Below are 26447 nucleotides of genomic sequence, written 5' to 3' on the forward strand. Positions count from 1 at the left end.
AACCATCATGTCCACGTCCCTGTCATCTCTTGAGACTGCCGCTAAATATCTGTCGCAATCAGACAAAGACCAATTCTTCAAAATCAAGCGTGAAATGGAAGCATCAGGTGCATCCAAAGCAAGCATTGAAGAACGTCTTCACGCATTTATCTGGCAAGTCATTGAAGCCGATGATGATGACGAATACGAAAGCGGCGATGAAGAGTGATACTTTTACAAAGCAATCGGAATGCGTTTTGGTCTGATTAGATCCAATCGTCGCTCTAAATCATTGTTTTGACGCATATCTATATCTGATCGATGCCGGATCAAAAATCTGCCCGCTCAACTGATTTCCCCGCCTGGGAGTATTTCATACTTTTCGGGATAGCTCTAATATCAACTTGCTTCGCGCAACTGCTCTGCGGTTTGCAGATCAACCGAAACCAGCTGGCTCACACCCTGTTCACCCATAGTCACGCCGAACAGCCGGTTCATACGCGCCATGGTGATCGGATTATGGGTGATGACCACAAAACGGGTTTCGGTTGAAGCCGCCATTTCATCCATCAGATTGCAATACCGCTCGACATTATGATCATCGAGCGGCGCGTCCACTTCGTCCAGCACGCAAATGGGCGCCGGATTGGTCAGGAACACGGCAAAGATAAGTGCCATGGCAGTCAATGCCTGTTCACCGCCTGAAAGCAGCGTCATGGTCTGCGGTTTCTTGCCGGGTGGGCGTGCCAGAATTTCCAGACCCGCATCCAGTGGATCGTCGCTCTCAATGAGCTGCAACTCTGCAGTACCGCCACCAAAAAGATGCGTGAACAGGCGCTGGAATTGCGCATTTACAACGTCAAATGCAGCCAGCAGACGTTCTCGCCCCTCACGATTGAGGCTCTGGATCGCCTGCCGCAGTTTTTTGATCGCTTCAATAACGTCTTCGCGCTCGGAAATGATCGCCTCAAGACGCGCAGACAATTCCTGACTTTCCTCTTCCGCGCGCAGGTTGACTGCACCAAGACGCTCACGTTCTATGCGCAAACGCTCAAGCTGGCGTTCAAGCTGATCCGGGTCGGGCATACGGTCTTCAGGCTTCAGGCCTGTATGACGGATTGCTTCATGTGGCGCGCAATTGAGCGCATCAACAATACGTGCTTCGGTATCCTTGCGACGTTCCTCGGCAGCAGTCAGGCGCTCTTCAGCACGCGCCCGCTGTTCGCGGCTGGTCGCAAGTTGCTGGATGGCAAGGGTCGCCGCCTTGTCGAGCTCTGCCTGTGCAGCCTCTGCTTCTGCAAGAATGTCGGCAGCATGCTTGCGCCGCTCATCAGCTTCCGAAAGCTCATTAAGCAATGCACGGCGGCGGCTTTCGATCTCTTCCGGTGCTTCGGCCAGCGCTTCTGCTTCATCGGCGGTTTCTGCGCGACGATCATTGAGTGCTGCAATCTGCTGCGCGGCATTTTCCGCGCGCGACGCCCAATTACGGCGCTCAAGCCCGATCATCGCCAGACGTCTTACTCGATTGTCTGCCTCACGACGCTGGCCTTCATAGGCAGCGCGAGCTTCAGCAAGCTGCACGCGATCAGCTTGCACTTCCGCGCTCATGGCCGAATGGCGTTCACCGATGGCGTCCATATCCGGCATTTCATTGAGACGGTCTTCGGCCTCCATAACGCGGATCTGTGCTTCCTCAAGATTTTCTTCCAGGCGTGCCTTCGCTTCTTCGAGACCGGCGCGCTTAGTCGCCAGTTGCCCGGCAGCCCGCTCAACAGCGGCCAATGCCTCGCGCGCATCATCAAGCTTACGCTGATTGGCACGCCAGGCATCGCGGGCTACGCGCTCCTGTTCAACCGCTTCGCGAACAGCCATTTCAAAACGCTGTACAGCCTGCTGCGCATCCTGTACGCGGATTTCAGCACGGATTGCTTCCTGCTCAAGTTCCGTCAGACGGTTTTTTTGCGCAAGCCGCTGGGCAGCCGGTGTCGGGGCATCAGCGCTTGCCGTATAGCCATCCCAGCGCCAAAGCGCGCCGGCCGCACTGACAAGCCGTTGACCCGGACGCAGGGAAGTCTGCAAAAGCGGGCCATCATTGTCTGAAACCACACCGACCTGCGCCAGCCTGCGATGCAACTGTTGTGGACCTTCCACGAATTGAGCAAGCGGCACGCTGCCTTCAGGCAGTGCCGGATCGGTTTCAGCCGCCGGATTATATGCCCAGAAAACCGGTGCCTTGACGTCAATTGCTGCATCAAGATCTTCGCCAAGGGCGGCACCAAGAGCGATTTCATACCCCTTTCTGACCTTCAACTCTTCAACAATCGGGGGAAACTGCCCTGTTTCACCCGCATTGAGAATGCGCGCCAATGTTTGCGCTTCGGTCTCGATGCGATTGAGCTCGGTGCGCGCTTCGCTGAGCGGCTGGCGACCCGCAGCTTCCTGTTCACGCGCAGTACCCACCAGCTCTTCCGCCGCAATTACGGCGTCTTCGGACGCTGCCAGCGCTTCGGTTGCGGCCTCAACGGGAATACGCTTTTCAGCCGGATCAAATAAACCGCCGATCTGCTCAGTGACCGCCGCAATATCGCGCTCAATTGTTTCCATCTGGTTTGCCAGACGGTCACGGCGGCTTTGCGTTTCCTGCAAGCCCCGCTCGATCTGCGTGCGTTCGGCAACAGCCTCTGCGCGTTCTGCCGTCACGCGAGCCAGTGCATTTTCGCTATCCTGCAAGCGAATTTCGGCTTCTTGAAAAATCGCACGCAATTCTTCGTCGCGTTCGCCAGACGCTTCATTGGAGGCGATCAGCTCCTGCTCTTCTTCGTCCAGCCGTGCCAGAATATCGGCATTCTCGCGCACCATCTTCTCTTCGCGCGCAATATCAGCCGTCAGCTGTTCGAGACGTTTCATAAGCTCGGCGCGGCGGGCACGAACACGACCGTCTTCTTCGTCGAGCTGCGTGCGTGCGATAGAAAGGCGCTGCAAAGCGGCGGCGGCTTTTGCTTCTGCTTCGCGCATTTCAGGAAGCTTTTGTGCGCCTACGGCTTGATCACGCGCAGCCTTCATCTGTGCCTGAGCCATGTCGCCGACCACAGAAGTTGCCTGTGCCAGTGCACTTTGTGCTTCGCCTTCCTGCACCTTGGCCTGCGACCAGCGCAGATGCAAAAGCGCTGCTTCAGCGCGGCGAATATCCGCAGACAAAGCTTTAAAGCGATTAGCCTGACGCGCCTGCCGTTTCAGGCTTTCAATCTGGCTACCAAGTTCACCAACAACATCTTCGAGACGCTCGAGATTGCCTTCGGCAGCACGAAGGCGCAGTTCGGCCTCGTGGCGACGGGTATGCAAGCCCGAAATACCGGCAGCTTCTTCCAAAAGCGCACGGCGCGCCTGTGGCTTGGCCTGAATAAGTTCACCAATTCGGCCCTGCCCCACCATGGATGGCGAGCGAGCGCCCGTCGATTGATCGGCAAAGAGCAGTTGTACATCCTTGGCACGCGCTTCTTTACCATTGATACGGTAAACGGAACCCGCTTCGCGCTCGATCCGGCGCGAAACCTGCAGCTCGTCATGATCATTATAAGCGGCGGGTGCTGTGCGGTCGGAATTATCGAGGAAAAGGGTTACTTCCGCCGTATTGCGTGCAGGCCGCGTGGCGGAGCCGGAGAAGATTACATCATCCATGCCGGAAGCGCGCATATTCTTGTATGAGTTTTCACCCATAACCCAACGCAGAGCTTCAACGAGATTGGACTTGCCGCAGCCATTGGGGCCAACGACGCCCGTCAGTCCGCCCTCGATGACGAACTCCATCGGCTCGACAAAGGATTTGAAACCAACAAGACGCAGCTTGGAGAAGCGCATCAGCGAGCACTCCCCGAAACTGTTTCAATGCGGCGATTATGCGAAAAACCGGCTTCCACTTTCTCGCCCGACGCTTGGGTATAAACACAAAAAGCGGACGCAACGAAGCGTCCGCTTTTCTTGCCGAAAGGCGACTTAGAGCAGCTTGTCAATGATTGCCGACATTTCGTCAACCGAAAGGGCTCCAGCGTATTTCTGTCCATTGATGAAGAAAGTTGGCGTGGCGTTCACACCAAATTCCTGCGATCCGCGTTCCATCGTTGCTCTCACATCATCGAGAACCTGCTGGTTCGTCAAGCAAGCCTTGAACGACTCCTGTGTAAAACCTGCAAGTTTTGCGATCTGAAGCAGCGCAGCTTCGCCATCAGCGGCACCAGCCCACTGTTGCTGCTGCTTGAAGAACACTTCAATCATTGGGAAATAACGATCTTCCGGTGCGCAACGCGCCAGCATAAAGGCAGCAGTCGCACGCGGATCGAATGGGAATTCGCGGAAGATCAGCTTTGCTTTACCGGTATCGATGTATTTCTCTTTGATGGTTGGTAATGTGTTGACCGCAAAATCAGCGCAATGCGAACAGGTCAGCGATGCATATTCCACGATCGTAACAGGCGCGTCGGCCTTGCCATAAACCATGTCCTTGAGTTTGCCGGCTTCTGCAACCTTGGCTGCATCGACGCTGGCTTCGGCGCTGCGGGACTGTGCGCTCGCATTGCCAGCAAAAGCCAGTCCTGCGGCTGCTGCGCCAGCAAGAGAAATAACATGTCTGCGGTTAAGCGTTGCAGGCATACGAATCATCCAGTCCTGTTTCAATGTTGACGTTTAAAAGCAATTTAGGGTGACAGATGATTAATCACCAGCCCTCCCTTGTTCAAATGAAGTTCAACAACAGCCTTGAATCATATTTATGGCAAATCATTTCATTTCTTTGTAGCGCGTTTTTCTGCGAGTATATTTTTGCCTAGCCGGGCGAGCGCTGCACGTAGCGCATCGTCCTCAATTCCGTCAGTAGCCTTATCGATACGGCGCTCTTCGGAAGGTGCAAGAGGAGCCAATCGTTTTGGCTTGCGCCTGAAATCAAGTGCTGGCGGCTTTTGCTCGATTTTAATGCGGGCAACAGCGGAAAAACCTAAGAAACCATTGACGCGGCTTATGATTTCACCCGTCTCATGCTGGATTTGCAAAGCGGCGAAGCCTTCACAAGCAATGACAAGCGTTGCAGGTGTAAAAGGATCATCCTGACTGATCCGTCTTGGCCACAAAATGCGCAGAGGTCGTGAAGATGCACCCACTACCGGTCCAACAATATCTTCCCAAGATTGCAGCAGTGAGAGATTTATACCCGCGCGCTTCTGCAACATCGGGTCCATGAGGCCAGATGTCATATCTGCCAGCGGCCGGAAGCCCCTTTTTGCTTTCTGTTCGCTCATCGCGTCCCATTATAGCCGCGAAACCACTCAACAAACAAAGGAATACCTTCATCGAGTGTGGTTTTAGGACTGAAACCGAGATCACGCGCCGCAAGTGCAATATCGGCATAGGTACGCGGAACGTCGGCAGCGGACATCGGCTCAAGTTTACGGATCGCTTGCTTGCCACATGCTTTTTCAATTGCCGAGATGAAATCGTTGAGCATGACCGGGCGATTATTACCGAGGTTATAGACAGGCGCGGTTTGTTCAGGCTGTTCGATGATCCGTTTTACGGCACCCAAAACGCCACTCACAATGTCATCAACAAATGTGAAGTCTCGCTGCATCTGACCATTGTTATAAACGCGGATCGGCTCGTCCTTAAGGATCGCCGAAGTGAACAACCATGGCGCCATGTCTGGCCGTCCAAATGGACCATAAACCGTAAAAAAGCGTAAACCGGTCGAGTGCAGGCCGTGAACATGCTTGTAAGATACGGCGAGAAGCTCTCCTGAGCGCTTTGTGGCAGCATAGACCGAGACCGGGCGGTCAACAGCGTCACTTTCAGAAAACGGGATTTTTTCGTTTGCGCCATAAACCGATGACGAGCTGGCATAAACCACAGGCGGACGTTTTTCGAGCTTCAACGCCGCTTCAAAGACAGTAACCTGTCCCATGACATTGGCCGAAACATAGGCTGCGGGGTTTTCGATTGAATAACGAACACCCGCCTGTGCCGCCAAGTGTACGATTACATCAACATCACCATCAATGCCGATTGCCGTATTAAAAGCTTCCGCGTCGGAAATATCAGCTTGCGCAAAGCGGAAATTATCACGCGCATTCAGCTTGGCAAGGCGCGTTTCCTTGAGATCAACCTGATAATAATCATTGAGATTATCAATACCGACGACCTGCCAGCCTTCATCCAGAAGGCGCACTGCTGTGTGAAAGCCGATGAAGCCAGCAGCCCCTGTCACGATTGCTTTCATGGATGTCATTTCCTGCAAATATAGTTTGTTAAACCAGCGCGGCGGAAAGCCATAACGCGCCGTGAGGCTGCTGCATTTAGCGCTGCAATGAAGAACATAGCCGACGCAATCGTTACCTCATGTAAAAGCGGGTTATGCAACATACCGTAACTGCCACAGACCACTGCAAAATAGATCAATGCGCGCCGCATAGCCCAGCTGTCGGCGGTCCGCCAGAGATAAATGAATATCGCAATAAAGGCTGCAAACATGAAGAAGAGGCCGATGATACCGTCATTCAGCAATTCGTCGAGCACCGTGTTATGAACATGGCGAAATCCCGTAAGCATTGGCGCCTGTTCACCAGACGCCTGCCTGACAATATCCATCTTTGAATAAGAACCTACGCCCGCGACCGGATGCTGTTTAATAACATTAACGGCATTCGTCCACATAACCTCACGGATATCTGCGGAGATTTTGTCTTGCCATTTGGAACTGTCGCCGGTGTCGTAATATTCGACCATGCCTGCAAAGCGCTTTGAAATAGCATCGCCAACCGGACCGACAATGACAAGTGCCGCAACGGCTGTAACAAGTGCTGCATAGATCGCTCCCTGCTGCTTCAGGCTATAGCGTCGCAGAAACAAAATAATCTCAATCGCAGCAAAAGTTGGTAAGACAACGATAACTGCTCGGGTTTCAGATGCGAGCACGGCAGCCAGTCCCAGGACGAGCCAATGTGGCCCATTTGAAAGATACCTCGGAGCTTTAGAGATCGGAATTCCTGCGGAAATTGCTGAAACGCCTGCGACGAAGGCAAATACTGCCTCATTGCCACCGACGCCGATGCGCCCACCTTGTTCGAACAACAGATAAATTACCGCCAGTACAGCCATAACAATTCCGGCCCGCGATCCAAGAACATAAGATCGTAAAGGATCACGGATCAGAACCATGCCTGCGCTAGCAAACGCAAAAACAGTTATCAGGAGTGTGTATCCGATTTGACGATTGTCTGAAAAAGGCTCGCCGCGATAAATAATGAGGCCGAGCGACCATGCTGCGTAGAGGAGAATAAAAATATAAAACTTCTTCGCGAACAGTCTCGTCGTATTATGACGCGCTGCTGCGAGATAAATACCTAAACAAGAAAATACAAACAGTAAGACCGGGCCCAGTCCAAGCCGAATGGGCATAGCAGCAGAGGCTACAGTCAGAGCCCAATGATCAACTTTTCGTCGAACCAGGAATGACTTTTTAAAAAAACTCATCCCCCGCCTCTTTCAAGCGTTTTACTTTTAAGGCGTAGGCGATTCTCTTCATATAGTCGGTTGCCCGGAAGAAGAGTGTAGTAATCCTTTTATAGGGCGGCAAGCGCGTTTTGGCGTAGGTCCCTCGTCCTTCTGCAATTGTTGAAACTGCAACATCAGAAAACTCAACGGGCGGAATATTGGTTGTGAACAGCTCATAACCCCCATCCCAACCGCGTTCCATAGCGACATCATAAGGAAGCGACATTGGCTTTATCGCAGCAAGCAGTTTTCTGGCGCCATCCTTGGTCAAAAGATACGCGGCGGAACTGCCCAATGGCCCGTGCAGACTACGCCCAATTGAAAATCGCCCAATAACTGCGCCGAAACTACGAAAAGCAGCCATACGATGATTAATGAGCTTGATGACGTCCCAGCCCTGCAACTTTATCGCACCGTTGATAAATGGCAGAAAATCCGATGTAAACCGCACATCATCTTCAACGATGACCGCATAGGGTTCCGCCGCAGCAATAATCGCCTCCAGAGCTTTAATATGGCTGAAATAACAGCCAATTTCAGCAGGCAATACGATTTTGCCGTGACGCCTCCGAAAGCTGGCCTCGTCAAGATTGGCAAGCTCATGCTCTTTTAGCAATTTACCTTCAACCGCTTCAACGCGACGTAATTCGATACCGAACTGTTCAGCGCTGGCCTTCAGAGCTTCCCAACGCTGAAAAGATCGAGCAAGATTGATCACATAAACTGGAACCGAATTACTCAAACGCAAATTCTCTTCAAAATACTTTTGCCCCATATCGTCTAAAGCCTAATTATCATAAAGTGCCGCACACAATGCACTTTGTTTTTATACCCATTCTAAAAATACGGCGTTAATCAGGAATTACAGATTCTTTCTATAGGTCAAATTATATAACGCCCATGCTCAACGCGCATAAATCTCATAAAACAACAGCTATTTTGAACTGGTATGATCGCCACCATCGTATACTGCCCTGGCGTGTCACTCCAACAGAACACGCACGCGGAATTAAAATCGACCCTTATCGGGTTTGGCTATCAGAAGTGATGCTGCAACAAACGACCGTTGAAGCGGTCAAAACCTATTTCACTAAATTCGTTGCCTTCTGGCCTGATGTCAACTCGATGGCAAAAGCAAGTGAAGATGATGTCCTGCGTGCATGGGCCGGGTTGGGTTATTACTCTCGCGCCCGCAATCTCAAGAAATGTGCCGATCTTATCGCTGCCAACTATAATGGGAAATTCCCAACGACTGCAGCTGAATTAAAGCTGCTGCCCGGTGTAGGCGATTATACCTCGGCCGCGATTGCTGCCATTGCCTTCGGAGAGCCTGCGGCTGTGGTTGACGGCAATGTCGAACGCGTTGTCTCCCGCCTCTATGCCATTCACACCCCTCTCCCCGCCGCAAAAACGCAAATACGCATTTTGATGGGCAAACTCACACCGCACGACAGGCCCGGAGACTTTGCGCAGGCCGTCATGGATTTGGGAGCAACAATCTGCACGCCGCGACGCCCGGCTTGCGCGATATGTCCGCTCAATGATGACTGCCAGGCTCTTGCACATCACGATCCCGAAACATTCCCGGTGAAAGCACCGAAAGCAGCAAAGCCTGTACGAACGGGGGCAGCATTTATCGCGATTGCAGATGATGGCTCGGTGCTGCTACGCAAACGGAAAGGCGAAGGTCTGCTGGCTGGCATGAGCGAAGTCCCCGGTAGCGCATGGACGGCACGCATCGACGGGGATACGACAATCAATGCCGCCCCCTTCCCCGACAACTGGTTGCCAGCTGGTGCCATCACCCATGTATTCACGCATTTTGAATTGCGTCTGTCTGTCTATTCAGCCAGTGATATTGCTAAACGCAATGATATGGACGGCTGGTGGTCCGCCCCTTCCGAACTTGAGGGCGAAGCACTTCCTACTGTTATGAAAAAGGCCATCGCTGCCGCCATTCCAGATGCTTTCAAAAAGGGAAGGAAAAAGCTTTGATCACTCCTGTCAAACATGTCGTGTTCGATATTGGAAAAGTGCTTCTGCATTACGATCCAGAGCTCGCTTATCTGGACACCATCCCGGACGCTCACGAACGGAAGTGGTTTCTGGAAAATATTTGCACCAGCGCATGGAATATAGAGCAGGATCGCGGGCGTAGCTGGCAGGATGCAGAAGAGCTTCTGATTCGCGATCACCCGGAACGCAGCGAACAAATTAAAACATTCAGACGAAACTGGAGCCTGATGATTCCTTATGCTTATGAGGACAGCGTTGCAATTCTACGCGGTTTGATTGCACAAGGTCATGATGTGACCATGCTCACAAATTTTGCTTCGGATACGCTGCCCGAAGCACAGAGCCGCTTCCCGTTCCTGAAAGAAAGTCGTGGTGTTACTGTTTCAGGAGATATTCGCCGGCTGAAGCCGGAACGCGAAATTTATGAGCACCATGTAGAAACCTTTAATCTCGATCCGGCTGCGACCCTGTTTATCGACGACAGTATTGCCAATGTTGAAGGTGCCAAAGCAGCCGGATGGCAGGCCATACATTTTACAGGCGCAGCGAAGCTTGGCGATGACTTGCGGCGCCTCGGTCTTTCTTTCTGACATTAAGCAAAATGCCGATGCAAAAAGCCCTCGGAGCAGAATGCTTCGAGGGCTTTTTTATCAGACTTTGTTGGAGGTCGTCCGATTGTAGTTTCTTGGGCTTTATGCGCCGACTGCGGCCATCTCGTCGCGGATGACTTTGCGCAGCTCATCAATTGGCTTTAGTACACCCGCTTCTTCATAGTGCCAGAAAGTCCAGCCATTGCAGGCATCAAAGCCCTGCACCTTTGCACCGATGCGATGAATGGAACCGGCTTCGCCGTTAGCGGTCAGCGTACCGTCTGCACGCACAATTGCCGCATAGCGGCGACGCGCATCCGACAATACGGTCCCCGGACGCAGGAGACCTGCTTCCATGATCGAAGTGAAAGCCACGCGCGGCTCTGCACGCTTGCCAGTCATCACAGTCAATTCTGCTTTGCCGAGAGGTTCGACTGAAGCAATGCGTGCAGTTGCAGCATCGATATAGTCCTGTTCGCGTTCAATGCCGACGAAATGGCGGCCAAGACGCTTTGCAACAGCCCCCGTCGTGCCTGAACCAAAAAACGGATCAAGGATTACATCACCCGGTTTGCTTGACGACATGAGAATGCGGGCAAGCAACGCCTCAGGCTTCTGTGTCGGATGCACCTTGTCACCATTTTCGTCTTTCAGGCGCTCTGAACCGGTGCAAATCGGAAACAGCCAGTCGGAGCGCATCTGCACATCATCATTTGCTGCTTTCATGGCATCATAATTGAACGTGTACCCCTTGCTCTTGGCATCACGCGAAGCCCAGATCAGCGTTTCATGCGCGTTCTGGAAGCGGCGGCCGCGGAAGTTTGGCATAGGATTGGTTTTGCGCCAGATCACGTCATTGAGCAGCCAGAAGCCAATATCCTGAAGCTGTGAGCCAACGCGGAAAATGTTGTGATAGGAGCCAATGACCCAGATGGTGCCATTTGGCTTCAGCACGCGACGGCAAGCCATCAGCCACGCACGGGTGAAAGCATCATAGGCCTGAAAGCTTTCAAATTGATCCCAGTGATCGTCAACAGCGCTGACCATGGTCTGGTCCGGGCGGTGCAAATCACCACCCAGCTGCAGATTGTACGGAGGATCAGCAAAAATGACGTCCACCGAATGATCAGGAAGACGCTCTAACGCGGCAACGCAATCACCCTTGATGATAGAGTCGAGCCAGGCGGTACGTGGGGCCTCATTAGGCAACTCATGTGCAAGACGTACTAGGGACATGGGATACTCGATTACCTGTGAACGCTAAAAACTTGCCCTTATGGTTACTGAACAGGGTAAATATGCGGTTAACGCCAAGTAATTGAAATCGTAAACCTTTTCTTAATTTTCCACGAAAAGCCCGGGTTTCCGGTGCTTTCAGTGCCACCCAACGTTCCGCAGTTTTCTTCCAGCCATATTAAAGCCGTCAACGAATTGCAGTTCACGAGTGAAATCCGGTGCAATGCCTAAGGCTTGGTTATTCGTTTTTGCCTATGATCGCACCGAAACTGATTTGCTTTTTTGATGTGCGGACCATGAATATCAACGAGTTGCGTCATAACCGGTATTTGCGCGTTCTTTTTGTACCGTTCCGAATGCGTGCCCTTGTACGCGGCAGCGAAATAGGGCTTGCCGTCGCAGGCGCGCTTATCGGGATTATCTCGGCGCTGGCAGTTGCAGCTATTGATGGCATTTCACAATGGATGCATCATGCGCTGTTCGATCTGGCCGATGGAGAAAGACTAAGCTCAGCCTCGCAGCTAAATCCGACAGCTTATCTTGCTCCCATTGCTGGCGGCATTCTCATGGGCATCGTGATATGGGTGCTGGCACGCTGGCGCAAAAAGCCGATCGTTGACCCTATCGAAGCAAATGCGCTGCATGGCGGCCATCTGTCACTGACCGACAGTTTCATCCTTGTCGGACAAAATCTTATTGCAAATGGCTTTGGCGCCTCGGTCGGGCTGGAGGCAGCCTATACGCAGCTTTCGAGTGGCTTCGCTTCTCGCATAGGACGCATACTCAAACTGCGTCGTGCCGATCTGCGGACGCTTGTAGGCTGTGGAGCTGCGGCAGCAATTGCGAGCGCTTTCAATGCACCGCTTACCGGAGCATTTTACGCATTTGAGTTGATTATTGGCGTCTATTCAATTGCGACGCTGGCCCCGGTGGTTGTCGCTGCAATTGTTGGAATGCTTGTAACGCAAGCTATTGGTGGCGCGCCGCTGGTTATTCACGTAGGACAACTTGATGGCATTGCCGCGCGCGATTATCTGCCTGCACTTGTGCTCGGCTTTGTTACCGCCGGCATCGCGATTTTGATCATGCGTGGCGTCACAACCGTTGAACGAGTTGCACGCAAGAGTGCGGTGCCAACTGTATTTGCGCCCGCGATTGGCGGCGCAGTTGTCGGCATGATAGCCTTTGTTTCTCCGCAGGTTCTCGCGTCAGGCCACGGTGCGCTGCATCTCGATCTGAATGCCAGCCTTACAATCCCCGTCCTGCTCTTGCTGATTTTCAGCAAATCGCTGGCCTCGGCTGTCTCTATTGGCTCCGGTTTTCGCGGTGGTCTGTTCTTTGCATCGCTGTTTCTAGGCGCGCTTACGGGCAAGCTATTTGCCATCCTGACCGGCTATGTCCTGCCATTAACGCTGGAACCAGAAGCCTATGCCGTTATTGGGATGAGTTCGATGGCAGTCGCGATCATTGGCGGCCCCCTAACGATGACCTTCCTCGCGCTGGAGCTTACCGCAGATTTCCCTCTTGCAATGCTAGTTCTGGGCGCTGTCGTCTCATCATCGCTCATGGTAAGAAAGACATTCGGCTACTCGTTTGCAACTTGGCGGTTCCATCTGCGCGGTGAAGCTATCCGATCAGCCCATGATATTGGCTGGGTTCGCAATCTCACTGTCAATCGTATGATGCGTCATGACGTCAAGACCGTGCAAATCGACACGGACATCGAAACATTCCGTCATGATTTCCCACTTGGCTCCACCCAACGCGTTATAGCAGTGGATAGCGAGGGCCATTATGTCGGCATGATACCGGTGCCGGAGGCCTATTCGGAAAGCTTCGATAAGACCGATGAAAAGCGCAGTATTCGCGAGTTGCTGCGCTATCAGGATGAGTTCCTGCTGCCACAGATGAACGCGAAAGAAGCCGTTGTGCGCTTTGATCGCGCGGAAGCAGAAGCACTTGCCGTTGTCGACAATGCGCAAGACCGTAAAGTTCTGGGGCTTTTGAGTGAAGCGCACACGTTACGCCGCTACAGCGAAGAGCTTGACCGGCGCAGACGTGAGGTTTCCGGCGAGGTATAAGTTAATTGGACGTATCAGTCGTGGGTTCAGTTCCGCGGTTTTCCGGCGTCACGCTGTAATAATATGGCGTTGCAAGAATAAACGCAAAAACAACGGCAATAGCTAGAATGAACAGCACAACAGATTTTCGCATCAGTTTCTCCTTCTATGAAAGAAGAAACGGCTTCGCATCGACATCGTTCCCGGAAAAGCCGATAACGATTTCGCGGAAGTTTGACCTGTGGGTCATAAAGTTGTAGCTCATCGACAATGTTTTGTGGGTGATCTTACCCCATTTTCTCCCGAGTAAAGGCTTTTGACATGGCAGCTCCAGCCCTGATTATTTTTGATTGTGATGGCGTTCTGGTGGACTCAGAAATTATCGCAGCGGAAGTCGATGCCGCTCTTCTGACAGAAGCGGGATACCCGATTGAAGCCGCAGAAGTGGGAGAGCGTTTCGCAGGCCTGACATGGCAGGATATCCTTCTGACTGTTGAGCGCGAAGCGGGCATTCCTATTTCCGCCTCGCTTTTGGACAAGGCGGAAAAGCTGCTCGATGAACGCTTGAAAAATGAAGTACAGGTTATTGAAGACATCGTCGAAGTCGTTTCGGCACTGAAACTGCCAAAATGCATCTGCTCTAACTCGACCAGCGCACGCCTTGAAATCATGCTCAAGCGCGTTGAGCTTTATGACTTGTTTGCACCAAATATCTTCTCAGCACGCGAAGTTGGTAGCAAAAAGCCGAAACCTGCACCGGATGTCTTCCTGCATGCAGCAAAGCAATTCGGTGTCGATCCGGCAGACGTGATTGTAATTGAGGATTCAGCGCACGGCATTCAGGCAGCGCGCGCTGCCGGAATGCGCGTCATCGGTTTTACGGGTGGAGCGCATACTTATCCGGGCCACGCCGACAAGCTGACAGATGCTGGTGCTGAAACCGTCATCCATCGCCATAAGGACTTGCCCAGCGTGATCGAAGCTCTTTCAATCTGGACGGATGCCTGAACGGGTCCGATCCCTTCCAGACAAGTTGTGTTGCGCGCCTGAACGGGCGCGCAACGCTTCATCACGCAGCACTTCGCTTGCTTTTGCTTTTTACCTGAGCATTCAGCGTGGCGAGCAGTTCTTCTGACTCACGCTCACTCAAGCCGATCATCAGCCTGTCACCGATTGATGCAGGCTCATCGGTCGTTACGTCAAAAATCGCCCAAGTCTCCGTGGGTTCAAGAACGCGTTCGTATTTTGGCTTCATGGCCCTAAGCTCAGAACAGGCAAAAATGCCGCTCTGCCCCTGTTATCTCGTTGCTTGTTTGCGAGATAACAAGCCTCCGTATTTTGGACCTGGCTATCTCATGCACTGTTTTTCTAATCTAAATTTCTTGCAATTCACTTCCATCAATCCCTTTTTTTTAAATAAAGCATTGGAGATTACTTCTATAGTTAAATTTCTATTTCCAAAATCAGAGCATCGATTACCTATTTCGGATTTGTCGCACCCTTTGCGCGCCTGCGCTTTTTATTTGAAAAACCGACAAGAGAATGAACCGACTTTGCGTCAATCGGCTTACCAAATAGCCAGCCCTGTCCGAAAAGATTGCTGCAGATATCGCGTAGATACCGAGCCTGCGCTTCAGTCTCAATGCCTTCAATCACAATTCCCAGCCCGTGCTGGTGAGCCATCGCGATAATTTGCGGAACGATCGAAACGGCCCCTGCCTCATCGCCGACGTTTCGCGTAAACGCCTTGTCAATTTTGATGGCATCGACTTGCAATTCACCAAGATAAGCAAGGCTGGAATAGCCCGTACCAAAATCGTCTATATAGACTTTGTGCCCTTTCTCACGCAAAAGCTTGATGCCCTCGCTGGCCTTGGCGAAGTCGACTGCTGTTCGCTCCGTCAGTTCGAGCCCGATCTGTTGAGGTTTAATTTTTGCATCAGACAGCCGAGCTTCGAGCGTTTGCAGAAAGTTCGGGCTTTGTAGATCACCAGCGGTGATATTGACGTTAATGTAGAGAGAATGCTGCTGTCGAAGTAGATCACCCATTTCTTCAACAACATGATCGAGTACATAGGCTGTTATCAAGTGGCCAATGCCAGCAGTCTCGGCGCGTGCAACAAACAGATCAGGCGGAACGAAATCGCCTTTGGTAATTTCCCATCGGATAAGCGCTTCGAATCCAATGATTTTCTCATTACCAAGACTGACGATAGGTTGATAAACAAGCGTTAGCTCATTTGCTTGTAGGGCTTTCTTAAGTAATGAGGTCAATGAACGGTCTCGGTTGCGATAGTAGGTCCAGCCAATCGCAACACCACCACCGACGAGCAAGCCCAAGCTTGTAAATACAAATGGCAACAACTCGTCTGTATAATTAGACCAGCTTTCAGACGTGGCGATGGCAATGCAGACTCCCGTTTCATCGTCACATGCCTTTTGCCCTAAAACACCATCCGTTATGCCAACAGATTGCATGCTTTTCGTTGGAACAAAGCTGTTCTGGATATTTTCAGGAAAAGTAGAAGGGTTACTGTAAAGCTTGGCAAACTGTGTGTGATCAGCGTTCGTCATGAAAACTGCGAAATCATATTGCGGAACGTGCACAGCGTCGAAGGCCAATGCACTTAAAACAAGATTACCAGAATTTTTACCAAAAATCGGACCATGACTGCCCGATGTTATAAGTTCTCTGTCCTGATAAACATACTCACCGTCTTTAAGGAGCACATCTTCCTTACTTCTGGGTTTTGACGTAACGACATCGTTCAACAATGTAGAACATTGCAGCATATCGTTTTTAAGACGACCAATGTCTTTGACATGATATCCCGCAAAAAGCAGCTCACGCATATAGCGTTTATCATCTGCCGAACACAGGGCGTAGGGAGATTGATTGACCTTATCCAGGGTCTCCTTGGCCGAAACCACAATGCGATTAGCCTGGGTCATGAGCACCGTCATATAGGCGTCCATGTCTTTCTCTTCATCGTAAAGGCGAAACTGATCCCCAGCCCATTTTCCTGTAATGGCGCCAAGTAATAACATTATACAAATTACATAGGGTACAGGCGAAAAAAATACGCTGCGTTTTAACCCCATCAAAACCGCCTTAATTAAAATCGACTAAAACCAAAAAATATCACTCATCATAAAGATGAACATTAATTCGAAAAAATCGACAATGTAAACGGAATAATCTGTTTTTTTATAATAACTATAGAAATCTATGAATACACAAAAAGCAAATTTATATTGTGCGAAGTTCATAAAAAAGCGGCCAGAGATCAATTCAAAAGCCGCTTTCAAGATGCAATATTTCGCAACCCATTACTTTGTATTGTATGGGCCTTCATCGAACCCGACGAAAATCTGCACGCTGCGTGCGCTTTCAGTCGGGATTGAAATTCCCTTGTCGTTAAATACAAATTGCGTTGCTCCACCGCCATTGCTGACGTTGACAGTCTGCTTGTGGAGCTTGGAATAGATTACGCTTCCACCCTGAACAACAGCAACGCGGATCGGCATCGTGATAGTGCCACTCTTATATTTGGGGCCAGGCACGACTTTACCGGCTGCAGCAACATCAAGGGTAATCGTACCGCCGCCATGCTGGCAATCACGCGTCGTATCTGTCAGTGATGCCTGATAAATCACACGACTCGCATCTTTATCACCACCCTTTTCGTAGGTGCTGAAATAAGCTGTACCTTCACGAAGCGAGACACTTGGGCAAAAAGCCATAAGGTCGGACGCCTTGACACGTGGTTGTCCACCATCTGCCGCATTCTGTGTGCCACTGGTGGTACAGCCTGCAAGAGCTGTGAGCAAAACCGTTGCAACGACTGGAAACAATGATGAACGATTCTGTGATGCTTTATGCATAAACCAGACTTCCCTGCATTGATCGACTGTTCTATACCACTACGCGGTGCATAGCGTGAGGGTGTTTTCCCGTTTTTTATCCCTAAGAGCAACCCCATCCATCAAAAGATGCATTAATTCTTGCGGCTTTTTTAGGGAAGCTTTATTGCATTCTCGGCTAAAAATCTGCTTCTACCCGAAATGAAGGCCTTTGAGATGAAATATATCAGCACACGCGGCGAAGCCCCAGTTCTGGGATTCAGCGATGCTTTGCTCGCCGGACTTGCCCGTGATGGCGGCCTCTATCTCCCGCAGGAATATCCACAATTCACCGCTGCCCAGATCCGGAACCTTCGGGGAAAATCCTATGTGGATATCGCACTGGCTGTACTGACGCCCTTCGTCAATGACGAAATTCCGCAGGCAGACTTTGAGCGTATGGTGCGCGAAGCTTACGGATCCTTCCGTCACGATGCAGTTTGCCCACTGGTTCAGACGGGCTCGAATGAGTATGTGCTTGAGCTTTTCCATGGCCCGACGCTGGCGTTCAAAGATGTCGCCATGCAGCTTCTGGCACGAATGATGGACTATGTTCTGGCACAGCGCGGCGAACGCGCGACGATTGTGGGCGCCACCTCCGGTGACACGGGCGGCGCAGCTATTGAAGCTTTTGGTGGCCGCGAAAATACCGATATTTTCATCCTGTTCCCGAACGGTCGTGTTTCGCCTGTTCAGCAGCGTCAGATGACCAGCTCGGGCTTCTCGAATGTTCATGCTCTTTCCATCGAAGGCAATTTCGATGACTGCCAGAATCTGGTGAAGGGCATGTTCAACGATCTCGCATTCCGCGATAGCATTTCATTGTCAGGCGTGAATTCGATCAACTGGGGACGCATCATGTCTCAGGTTGTTTATTACTTCACGGCGGCACTAAGCCTTGGCGCACCTGATCGTGCAGTCTCGTTCACCGTTCCAACTGGTAACTTTGGTGACATTTTTGCAGGCTATGTAGCCAAGAAGATGGGACTGCCAATTGATCAGCTCATCATAGCGACAAATGATAACGACATTCTGGCTCGCACACTGGAAAGTGGCGCCTATGAAATGCGTGGCGTGGAGCAAACAACATCACCGTCGATGGACATCCAGATTTCATCGAACTTTGAACGTTTGTTATTTGAAGCCCATGATCGTGATGCAAGCGCGGTGCGGGGTTTAATGGACAGCATGAAGCAATCGGGTGGTTTTACCATCTCCGAAAAGCCGCTTTCCACCATTCGCGGTGAGTTCGCAGCGGGCCGCGCAACTGTGAAAGAAACGGCCGCAACCATCAAGTCGGTTCTGGATACGGATGGCTACCTTCTGGACCCACATTCCGCGATCGCTGTTAAGGTCGCTCGCGAAAAAGTGTCCGGCAATGCGCCAATGGTTGTTCTCGCAACCGCACATCCGGCCAAATTCCCTGATGCAGTCAAGGCTGCAAGTGGCGTGACGCCAGAGCTGCCGGCATGGCTTTCGGACCTGATGGACCGAAAAGAAAATTTCACAGTTCTTCACAACGACCTGAAAATCGTGGAAGATTACCTTCGCCGTCATTCTCGGGCGTAAGTTTAAATCTTGCTCAGGAATTAAGAACGGGAACCCGAACGGGATTATGGGAGCATTTTGCATATGGGTGTTGAAGTAACGCGTCTTTCCAATGGCTTGACCATTGTTACAGATAACATGGCGCATGTGGAAAGCGTCGCGTTGGGTATCTGGGTAAAAGCGGGCGCAAGAAACGAAGCCCCAAACCGCCATGGCATTGCTCACCTGCTGGAACATATGGCCTTCAAGGGCACTGAAAAACGCTCTGCCTGGCAGATTGCCTCTGACATTGAAAATGTCGGTGGTGAAATCAACGCGGCCACGAGTGTCGAAACAACGTCCTATTATGCGCGTGTGCTGCGCAACGATATGCCTTTGGCAATCGATATTCTCGCCGACATTCTGACCGCATCCAAGTTCGATGAAGCCGAGCTTGAGCGTGAAAAGCAGGTCATTATGCAAGAAATCGGCGCGGCACACGATACGCCTGATGATATTGTGTTTGACCGTTTCACCGAAGCGGCCTATCGCCATCAGCCTATCGGACGTGCGATTTTAGGCGAGCCTGAAACCGTCATGTCGTTCACTTCAGCTGACCTTCGTCAATATATGGACGAACAATATAGTGCCGACCGTATGGTCGTGACGGCTGCTGGTGGCATTGACCATGATGAATTCGTGAAGGAAGTGGAAAAGCGTTTGGGCGGTTTCCGCGCCCATAATACGGCGCCAACCCTTGATCTTGCGACCTATGTCGGCGGCGATTTCCGCGAAGATCGCGAATTGATGGATGCACAAGTGCTGATCGGCTTTGAAGGCCGCGCCTATCATGTCAGAGACTTCTATGCCTCGCAGCTTCTATCGATGATCCTCGGCGGCGGGATGTCCTCACGCCTTTTTCAGGAAGTGCGCGAAAAACGCGGTCTGTGCTATTCAGTCTATGCGTTTCATTGGGGTTTTTCAGATACCGGTCTGTTCGGAATTCATGCCGCAACTGGCAAAGACGAGCTGGTCGAGTTGCTTCCGGTGATTATTCAGGAGCTGCATAAAGCAGCAGAGTCCATCGATATAGAGGAAGTCAATCGTGCGCGTGCGCAATATAGTGCGAGCCTTTTGATGTCGCAGGAAAGTGCTGCAAGCCGTGCCGGTCAAATCGCACGTCAATTTCTTCTCTATGGTCGCCCTGTTGCGAACAGCGAGCTGATGGAGCGCCTATCCTTGATCACGCCACAACGATTGAGCGATCTGGCAGGACGTATGTTCCTTGACAGCAAGCCGACAATTGCAGGCGTGGGCCCTATTGGACGTCTCATGAGCTTTGAAGGGCTGACAGATGCTCTTTCCACCAGTACGCATAGCAGGAAAATTGCCGTTTAGCGGATCAAGGAACAGGCTTTAGTTTATCGGAGAATTCATGCAACATTGTTGGATATTCTCCAAGTAGCCTTTTCTCTTCCGCTAACAACACGAGAACCAACATGATCGGCCTGCCATTCCGGCGCAGCAATCCGACACTTCTTCGCGGCAAGCGCGTTTATTTGCGCGAGCCGTTGCCGAGTGATTTTGCGGCCTGGGCCAATGTCAGAGAGCAAAGCCGGGCGTTCCTCACTCCGTGGGAACCAACCTGGGCCGATGATGATCTAACAAAAAGCGCCTTCCGTCATCGATTGCGCCGTGTGCAGGAAGAGATATCCGATGGTACCGGCTATCCTTTTTTTATTTTTGACAGCAAGGATAATCGGCTTCTCGGCGGAATAACGCTGGGCAATATTCGGCGCGGTGTCGGACAAAACGGCATGATCGGCTATTGGAGCAGCGTATCGTCTGCTGGCAAAGGCTATATGACTGAAGCCTTATCTTTGGTTATACCCTTTGCATTCAATGAACTGAGGTTGCACAGAATTGAAGCTGCCTGTATTCCCCATAATATTCGTTCCATACGGCTTCTCGAAAAAGCCGGATTTCAGAGAGAAGGACTGTTGCGCTCTTATCTCAAGATCAATGGCTTTTGGCAGGACCACCTGTTGTTTGCCCTGATAGAAAGCGATTTACGCATGATCAATGGCAAGGTTGAATACTCGTGAATGGTTTAAAAAACAGGTTTTTTGCAACTTTTCTTCGCTGTCTAGCGCTAGTCGTCATTGTGACCTGTTCGGCAATCCCTTCTCAGGCCGTTGAACCCATAAAAATATCCAAGGAAGATACCGCTCTCGATCTTTCGCGCGCTGTTGAGCTGCTGCGCAATCAAGGTGAGAGTGTTCAGGTTTCGACTGCACCGGGGGCCGACGGAATCGTTCGCCGCATTGAGGTTCAGGCTGATCCAAACTCCAATGCCTCCGGCGACTGGGCAGCATTTTCCATTGCCAATCCGACCGATCAACAAATTGACCGGCTGATTGTCGCTCCGCATTTCCGCCTCGTGGGGTCAGGTGTCATCTGGCCTGATCTTGGTTCCTCGCGCATTTCATCGATCACGCCCAGTGAGGGCTTTACGCTGGACCGACAGCCAAGCCAAGATGCAGATGTTTTCAGCATCACCCTTAATCCTGGCACCGTAATCACCTTCGTTGCCCAGCTTTCATCACATAATCTTCCTCAGCTTTATCTATGGGAACCTGAAGCTTATAAGGACGCCGTCAACTCTTACACGCTTTACCGCGGTATTCTGCTCGGCATTTCCGGCCTTTTGGCACTGTTCCTGACCATTCTTTTTGTTGTGAAAGGCACATCGCTCTTTCCGGCAACGGCGGCGCTCGCATGGGCGGTTCTTGCTTATATCTGCGTGGATTTCGGCTTTTGGAATAAGCTCATGGAAATCACGCCCGGAAATGAGCAGGTCTGGCGCGCTGGTACCGAAGTCGCCCTCGCCGCCTCTTTGGTGATTTTCCTGTTCACCTATCTGAACCTCAATCGCTGGCATGATCATTTCAGTTATGGCGCGGTCACATGGGTGCTCGGACTTTTAGCGCTTGCCGGCGTGGCTGTTTTTGATCCGCCCGTAGCCTCCGGCATAGCGCGTATGTCGCTGGCATTAACAGTCATATCGGGAATCTTCATCATCGGCTACTTAACGATCAAAGGCTACGACCGAGCGGTGATGCTCATTCCAGCCTGGCTGTTGACGCTGATATGGCTGCTCGGCGCATGGATGACGGTATCGGGCCAGCTCGATAATGACATCATCCAGCCAGCCCTTGGCGGCGGTCTGGTACTGATTGTCCTGCTTATCGGCTTTACTGTGATGCAGCATGCCTTCTCAGGCGGCGCGCTGCAACAAGGATTGCTTTCGGATATGGAACGTCAGGCGCTTGCTGTCATTGGTGCAGGCGACATCGTGTGGGACTGGGATGTACCACGTGATCGTGTTGTCACCACACCTGACATTGCAAATTATCTTGGCAATACGGCAAGTTCGCTGCAAGGTCCTGTGCGCAACTGGTTGCCTGCCATGCATGCCGATGACCGCGACCGCTTCCGCTCGACGCTCGATGCCATTCTGGAAAACCGGCGTGGCCGTATCGGGCAGATTTTCCGGCTGCGCGCCAATGACGGCCATTATCACTGGTATGCGCTACGCGCCCGCCCCGTCATCGGCTCCAATGGCGAGATTGTTCGTTGTGTGGGGACTCTGATCAATGTTACCGAGCAGAAAAAAGCCGAAGAGCGCCTGCTTCATGATGCGGTTCATGACAATCTGACAGGCCTGCCCAATCGCGAGCTGTTTCTTGATCGTCTCAGCAATCTTATGAACATGGCCCGTGGTGAAAGCAATCTGCACCCGACCGTGTTCATTATTGATATCGACCGTTTCAAACAGGTCAATGACAGTCTTGGCATGTCGGCAGGTGATACGATTCTGCTCACCATCTCCCGCCGCCTGTCACGCCTGATGAAGCCGCAAGATACACTTTCCCGCCTGTCGTCGGATCAGTTTGGTTTATTGCTTGCATCTGAAAGCGATCCAGGACGCATAGCGGCTTTTGCCGAAGCTTTGCGCCAGGCTGTTCGCTCGCCCATTGCCTATGCAAAGCGCGAGATCGTGCTGACAGCTTCTATCGGTCTGATTACATGGACAAAGACTGCTGCTTCAGCGGAAGACTTTGTCAAAGATGCGGAACTTGCAATGCATCAGGCCAAACGCTTCGGTGGCGACCGTATCGAACCATTCCGTCCTGCTTTCCGCGCTATCGGCAGCGACAAGCTACAGCTTGAATCCGATCTTCGCCGTGCGCTTGAACGCGATGAGATCAGTCTGGTCTATCAGCCGATCGTGCGTCTGGATGAAGGGACGATTGCAGGTTTTGAAGCCCTGATGCGTTGGGAGCATCCACGCCGTGGCGCCATTTCTCCATCTGAGTTCATTCCGATTGCAGAAAGCTCCGGCCTTATTGTGCAACTTGGACTGTTCGCCATTCAGCGGGCGGCTGAAGACCTCTATGCGTGGCAAGAACAGTTTCCGAAGCTAAACCTGTTTGTTTCGGTCAACCTATCAAGCACGCAGTTGATCCGGCAGGACCTCATCAATGATGTTCGTTCGGTTCTTTCACGTATTCATCTCACTCCCGGCAGCCTGAAGTTGGAACTGACGGAATCTGTGCTGATGGAAAACCCGGAACAGTCCGCTCATGTGCTCGCTCGTCTGAAAACCATGGGTGTCGGCCTATCACTTGATGATTTTGGCACCGGCTATTCATCATTGGCATATCTGACACGCTTCCCGTTCGATATCATCAAGATCGACCGCTCTTTCGTTAAGGGTGATCAGCCGCAGAAAACAACGCTTTTGCGCTCCATCGTCAGCATGGCGCATGATCTTGGTCTGGCAGTTGTGACAGAGGGTGTCGATAACGAAAATGATGCCTTGCAACTGCGTCAAATGGGTTGCGAATACGTTCAAAGCTTCATGTTTGGTGAACCGGCCAGCCGCGATGACGCGACACGTATTGTGCGAGAACAACAGGACGCTGCGGCGGCTTAACTCTTAAAAATGTTCTTCAGGCGTGACCGGCTTCGGAAACGAGCCGTGTCATGTCAATGCCCATACGCACCATCAGACGCTCATATTTTCCCGTAATATCACTGTCGAAGAGCATATCCATAGGTGCAGGACACGCAAGCCAGCCATTTTCTGCGAATTCCATATCAAGTTGCCCCGGCGCCCAGCCTGAATAGCCCAGAGTCAACAAAGCCTGCGATGGTCCATTTCCACTATAGATCGCATGCAGAATATCAACTGTCGCCGTCAAACAAATATTTTCGGTAACTGGCATGGTCGAGTCGGCCATATAGTCATCACTATGCAGAACGAATCCACGCGTGCGATCCACTGGCCCGCCATTGCGTACCATAATCTGTTGCGCGCGTTTGGGCAGCATTACCAAGTCTTCACCTTCAATGATACCAAGCTGACGCAGGAGATCAGGAAAACCCAGCGGCTGAAGCTGATTGATGATGAAGCCCATGGCACCTTCCTCAGAATGTGCACAAATGTAGATAACAGCGCGGGCAAAACGCTCGTCATTCATGCCGGGCATGGCAAGCAGGAACTGCCCGTTTAAGAACCCCTGCTCCTGATTTGGCTTTCTGAGAATGGTCATAAAGATCAAGGTAGCAAGACTGCGTCAAATGACAATGAAAATTGCACGAAGTTTTTTGGCGTGGTAAATGCCGCTTGATTTCAGAAAGGATAATGTAGAAATATTGCCCGCAAGAAATCTAATTATTAACAGAGATTTATAGCTTCGATGCAGATTTATATAATACTGTCTTTAGCCCTTATTTTCATAGTTTACTCTCTATATGCACAGTCAAAATTGTCTCCTCTAATTGATTTCATCAGACAGAGCTCAACAATGACAAAGACCATCGGTGATGTGTCTGATCTTTATTATATTTTCACCATGCCGCGAGGCAATTATCGGTTTGCCCTGTTCCTTTGGCACAACGCAATCCCACCACAGGAAATCGCCGACAATTTTGATGATTTTGCACAATTGCGTGTTGTCTCCAACATCGCTTTGCTCATGCATATCGCTTTGGGTTCAATGATCTTTATGATGGTGATTTTCAATCTCATGGTAAAAATCTGAACCAAAATATGCCAGCATGAACTGAGCCTTGATAGGACCATCTTTTTCAAGCAATCTTACTTTATGAGATCACTTGCTTTCGTTACTCTTCCGCTGCTGCTTTGCGCCGTCATGGACGCCCAGGCAGCTACATCCGACTGGATAGAAACGCCCGGCGGAAAAGTGCGCATTGTTCTTGAAGATAAGAAGTCTGGCACGAGCCAGCGCGGCGCATTGCAGATCAATCTCAATCCGGGATGGAAAACCTATTGGCGGAATCCGGGCGATGCAGGCGTGCCGCCGCAGATCAATATTGAAAGCAATGCCGCTGCACATATCGATTACCCGGCTCCCGTCTATTTTGGGGCGGGCGATGAGGGCGGCATTGGTTACAAGCAGCCTGTGTCGTTGCCTCTGACATTCACAGCCAAGCCGGGAGAAGACCGCCTGAAAGGTCACGTTTTTCTCGGTGTTTGTGACAAAATCTGCATCCCGGTGCAGGCGGAGTTTGACTTCCCGTTGAACGAGGCTGAAGACCAATCACCGCAGGCTGTCGCGACGCGCACAATTATCGAAACAGCCTTTGACCGCCTACCCGCACCGGCATCCTCAGATTTCGGTGTGAAAAGCGCAAAACGGAGAGAGAACAAAGCTATTTTCGAACTTGCACTCCCGGACACCACAGCACCTGCCCAATTGTTTGTTGGAAGTGAGCAGCTTAATCTTTCCGAACCAAAGCCTGAAGGGCAGTCGCATTTCACGGCAATGCTTCACGGTGAAGCCAAAGAAGACACGCTCATTGACTATACGCTTGTGCAGAATGGTAAAGCGGTTTCCGGGCAGATCCAGCTTGATTAGCTTTGGCAATTCGGAAATTGAATTTGTGAAAATCGTCGTTATCGGCTTAAGTGTGATTGCCATGCTTCGAGCAAAGGCAGAAGAAGTTCAGCCATTCATACAGGTGAGCCGTGACGGCAGAAGCTTACCTTCAGGAGAAAAAAATGACGATCAAAGTTGGTGACAAGCTCCCCGCAGCAACCTTCAAGGTAAAGACTGCGGATGGCGTTAAAGAAGTAACGACTGACGAAGTCTTCGCAGGCAAAAAAGTTGTTCTTTTCGCAGTTCCCGGCGCTTTCACACCGACCTGCAACCTCAATCACCTGCCAGGTTATCTTGAAAATCGCGACACAATTCTTTCCAAGGGTGTGGATGAGATCGTTGTTGTATCAGTCAACGATCCTTTCGTCATGGGCGCGTGGGCACAGAGCACCGGCGGCGAAGGCAAGATCACGTTTCTTGCTGATGGCTCGGCTATCTTTACGAAAGAAATTGGTCTTGAGCTTGATGCGACTGCGGGCGGCCTCGGTATTCGTTCAAAGCGCTACTCGGCAATCGTTGAAGACGGTGTTGTCAAAACCCTCAACATTGAGGAACAGGCTGGGCAAGCTGTCACCTCAGGCGCTGCAACGCTGATCGAACAGCTCTAATCTAACGCATGTCCCGAAAGGCAT

Annotated in this window: 25 protein-coding genes; 13 read left to right on the forward strand and 12 right to left on the reverse strand. The window is 51.4% G+C overall.

Annotation, left to right across the window (positions count from 1 at the left end; genetic code table 11):
• Positions 1-7 precede the first annotated feature (7 nt).
• The gene (locus H5024_RS09755; RefSeq protein WP_187545891.1) at positions 8-208 is read left to right on the forward strand and encodes a hypothetical protein; all 201 of its coding nucleotides are present in this window, start codon (positions 8-10) and stop codon (positions 206-208) included.
• Between the two features lie 170 nt (positions 209-378).
• On the opposite strand, the gene H5024_RS09760 is transcribed toward H5024_RS09755, so the two are convergent.
• The 6 genes from H5024_RS09760 to H5024_RS09785 all read right to left on the reverse strand — a co-directional run bounded on the left by H5024_RS09760 (position 379) and on the right by H5024_RS09785 (position 8290).
• Complete coding sequence (locus tag H5024_RS09760) at positions 379-3837, reverse strand: chromosome segregation SMC family protein (RefSeq protein WP_187545894.1); 3459 nt, start codon at positions 3835-3837, stop codon at positions 379-381.
• 135 nt (positions 3838-3972) lie between these two features.
• Positions 3973-4626, reverse strand: coding sequence for a DsbA family protein (locus tag H5024_RS09765; protein WP_187545896.1), 654 nt, complete (start codon positions 4624-4626; stop codon positions 3973-3975).
• Positions 4627-4757: 131 nt separating this feature from the next.
• Entirely contained in the window at positions 4758-5267 is a 510-nt protein-coding gene (locus H5024_RS09770; protein WP_187545898.1) for a DUF721 domain-containing protein, read from the reverse strand.
• Complete coding sequence (locus H5024_RS09775) at positions 5264-6241, reverse strand: SDR family NAD(P)-dependent oxidoreductase (protein WP_187545901.1); 978 nt, start codon at positions 6239-6241, stop codon at positions 5264-5266. The genes H5024_RS09770 and H5024_RS09775 overlap by 4 nt, the downstream gene beginning before the upstream one ends.
• Before the next feature lie 5 nt (positions 6242-6246).
• Positions 6247-7494, reverse strand: a complete 1248-nt coding sequence (locus tag H5024_RS09780; RefSeq protein WP_187545903.1) for an O-antigen ligase family protein — start codon at positions 7492-7494, stop codon at positions 6247-6249.
• Positions 7481-8290, reverse strand: coding sequence for a glycosyltransferase family 25 protein (locus H5024_RS09785; RefSeq protein WP_247875227.1), 810 nt, complete (start codon positions 8288-8290; stop codon positions 7481-7483). The genes H5024_RS09780 and H5024_RS09785 overlap by 14 nt, the downstream gene beginning before the upstream one ends.
• A 125-nt stretch (positions 8291-8415) precedes the next feature.
• Between H5024_RS09785 and mutY the strand changes: the two genes are divergently transcribed.
• Positions 8416-9510, forward strand: coding sequence for an A/G-specific adenine glycosylase (gene mutY, locus H5024_RS09790; protein WP_187545906.1), 1095 nt, complete (start codon positions 8416-8418; stop codon positions 9508-9510).
• Positions 9507-10121, forward strand: a complete 615-nt coding sequence (locus tag H5024_RS09795; RefSeq protein WP_187545908.1) for an HAD family phosphatase — start codon at positions 9507-9509, stop codon at positions 10119-10121. Before mutY ends, H5024_RS09795 begins: the two co-directional genes overlap by 4 nt.
• Positions 10122-10223: 102 nt before the next feature.
• Here the strand turns inward: H5024_RS09795 and H5024_RS09800 are convergent, their stop codons facing one another.
• Positions 10224-11357 carry a site-specific DNA-methyltransferase gene (locus H5024_RS09800; RefSeq protein WP_187545910.1) on the reverse strand — a complete coding sequence of 378 codons (1134 nt, stop codon included), beginning with the start codon at positions 11355-11357 and terminating at the stop codon, positions 10224-10226.
• 296 nt (positions 11358-11653) lie between these two features.
• On the opposite strand from H5024_RS09800, the gene H5024_RS09805 reads away from it, so the two are divergent.
• Positions 11654-13438 (forward strand): chloride channel protein, encoded by a 1785-nt coding sequence (locus tag H5024_RS09805; protein ID WP_187545913.1) that lies wholly within the window; start codon positions 11654-11656, stop codon positions 13436-13438.
• 1 nt (position 13439) lies between these two features.
• Here H5024_RS09805 and H5024_RS21505 read toward each other — a convergent pair whose 3' ends face one another.
• Complete coding sequence (locus H5024_RS21505) at positions 13440-13571, reverse strand: hypothetical protein (protein ID WP_282186036.1); 132 nt, start codon at positions 13569-13571, stop codon at positions 13440-13442.
• 167 nt (positions 13572-13738) lie between these two features.
• On the opposite strand from H5024_RS21505, the gene H5024_RS09810 reads away from it, so the two are divergent.
• A complete protein-coding gene (locus H5024_RS09810) occupies positions 13739-14425 on the forward strand; it encodes an HAD family phosphatase (RefSeq protein WP_187545915.1) in 687 nt (228 codons plus the stop codon).
• A 61-nt stretch (positions 14426-14486) separates the two neighbouring features.
• Here the strand turns inward: H5024_RS09810 and H5024_RS09815 are convergent, their stop codons facing one another.
• From H5024_RS09815 to H5024_RS09825, 3 genes are all read right to left on the reverse strand, one after another.
• Positions 14487-14672 carry a hypothetical protein gene (locus tag H5024_RS09815; protein ID WP_187545917.1) on the reverse strand — a complete coding sequence of 62 codons (186 nt, stop codon included), beginning with the start codon at positions 14670-14672 and terminating at the stop codon, positions 14487-14489.
• A gap of 224 nt (positions 14673-14896) precedes the next feature.
• On the reverse strand, positions 14897-16519 hold the full coding sequence (locus H5024_RS09820; protein ID WP_187545920.1) for an EAL domain-containing protein: 1623 nt from the start codon (positions 16517-16519) through the stop codon (positions 14897-14899).
• Positions 16520-16747: 228 nt separating this feature from the next.
• On the reverse strand, positions 16748-17302 hold the full coding sequence (locus tag H5024_RS09825; protein WP_187545922.1) for a hypothetical protein: 555 nt from the start codon (positions 17300-17302) through the stop codon (positions 16748-16750).
• Positions 17303-17497: 195 nt separating this feature from the next.
• Between H5024_RS09825 and thrC the strand changes: the two genes are divergently transcribed.
• The 4 genes from thrC to H5024_RS09845 all read left to right on the forward strand — a co-directional run bounded on the left by thrC (position 17498) and on the right by H5024_RS09845 (position 23846).
• Positions 17498-18889, forward strand: coding sequence for a threonine synthase (gene thrC, locus H5024_RS09830; protein WP_187545924.1), 1392 nt, complete (start codon positions 17498-17500; stop codon positions 18887-18889).
• A 63-nt stretch (positions 18890-18952) separates the two neighbouring features.
• Entirely contained in the window at positions 18953-20245 is a 1293-nt protein-coding gene (locus H5024_RS09835; RefSeq protein ID WP_187545927.1) for a pitrilysin family protein, read from the forward strand.
• Between the two features lie 101 nt (positions 20246-20346).
• Positions 20347-20952 carry a GNAT family protein gene (locus tag H5024_RS09840; RefSeq protein ID WP_187545929.1) on the forward strand — a complete coding sequence of 202 codons (606 nt, stop codon included), beginning with the start codon at positions 20347-20349 and terminating at the stop codon, positions 20950-20952.
• The gene (locus H5024_RS09845) at positions 20949-23846 is read left to right on the forward strand and encodes a sensor domain-containing phosphodiesterase (RefSeq protein WP_187545931.1); all 2898 of its coding nucleotides are present in this window, start codon (positions 20949-20951) and stop codon (positions 23844-23846) included. Before H5024_RS09840 ends, H5024_RS09845 begins: the two co-directional genes overlap by 4 nt.
• Before the next feature lie 16 nt (positions 23847-23862).
• On the opposite strand, the gene H5024_RS09850 is transcribed toward H5024_RS09845, so the two are convergent.
• Entirely contained in the window at positions 23863-24465 is a 603-nt protein-coding gene (locus H5024_RS09850) for a YqgE/AlgH family protein (protein ID WP_187545933.1), read from the reverse strand.
• 255 nt (positions 24466-24720) lie between these two features.
• Between H5024_RS09850 and H5024_RS09855 the strand changes: the two genes are divergently transcribed.
• The 4 genes from H5024_RS09855 (at position 24721) to H5024_RS09870 (ending at position 26423) form a co-directional block, all read left to right on the forward strand.
• Complete coding sequence (locus tag H5024_RS09855; RefSeq protein WP_187545936.1) at positions 24721-24957, forward strand: hypothetical protein; 237 nt, start codon at positions 24721-24723, stop codon at positions 24955-24957.
• A gap of 63 nt (positions 24958-25020) precedes the next feature.
• Complete coding sequence (locus H5024_RS09860; protein ID WP_187545938.1) at positions 25021-25794, forward strand: protein-disulfide reductase DsbD domain-containing protein; 774 nt, start codon at positions 25021-25023, stop codon at positions 25792-25794.
• Entirely contained in the window at positions 25787-25957 is a 171-nt protein-coding gene (locus tag H5024_RS09865) for a hypothetical protein (protein ID WP_187545941.1), read from the forward strand. The genes H5024_RS09860 and H5024_RS09865 overlap by 8 nt, the downstream gene beginning before the upstream one ends.
• Positions 25938-26423, forward strand: coding sequence for a peroxiredoxin (locus tag H5024_RS09870; protein ID WP_187545943.1), 486 nt, complete (start codon positions 25938-25940; stop codon positions 26421-26423). The genes H5024_RS09865 and H5024_RS09870 overlap by 20 nt, the downstream gene beginning before the upstream one ends.
• Positions 26424-26447: the final 24 nt, after the last annotated feature.

The organism is Ochrobactrum sp. Marseille-Q0166 (assembly GCF_014397025.1).
Lineage (GTDB): Bacteria > Pseudomonadota > Alphaproteobacteria > Rhizobiales > Rhizobiaceae > Brucella.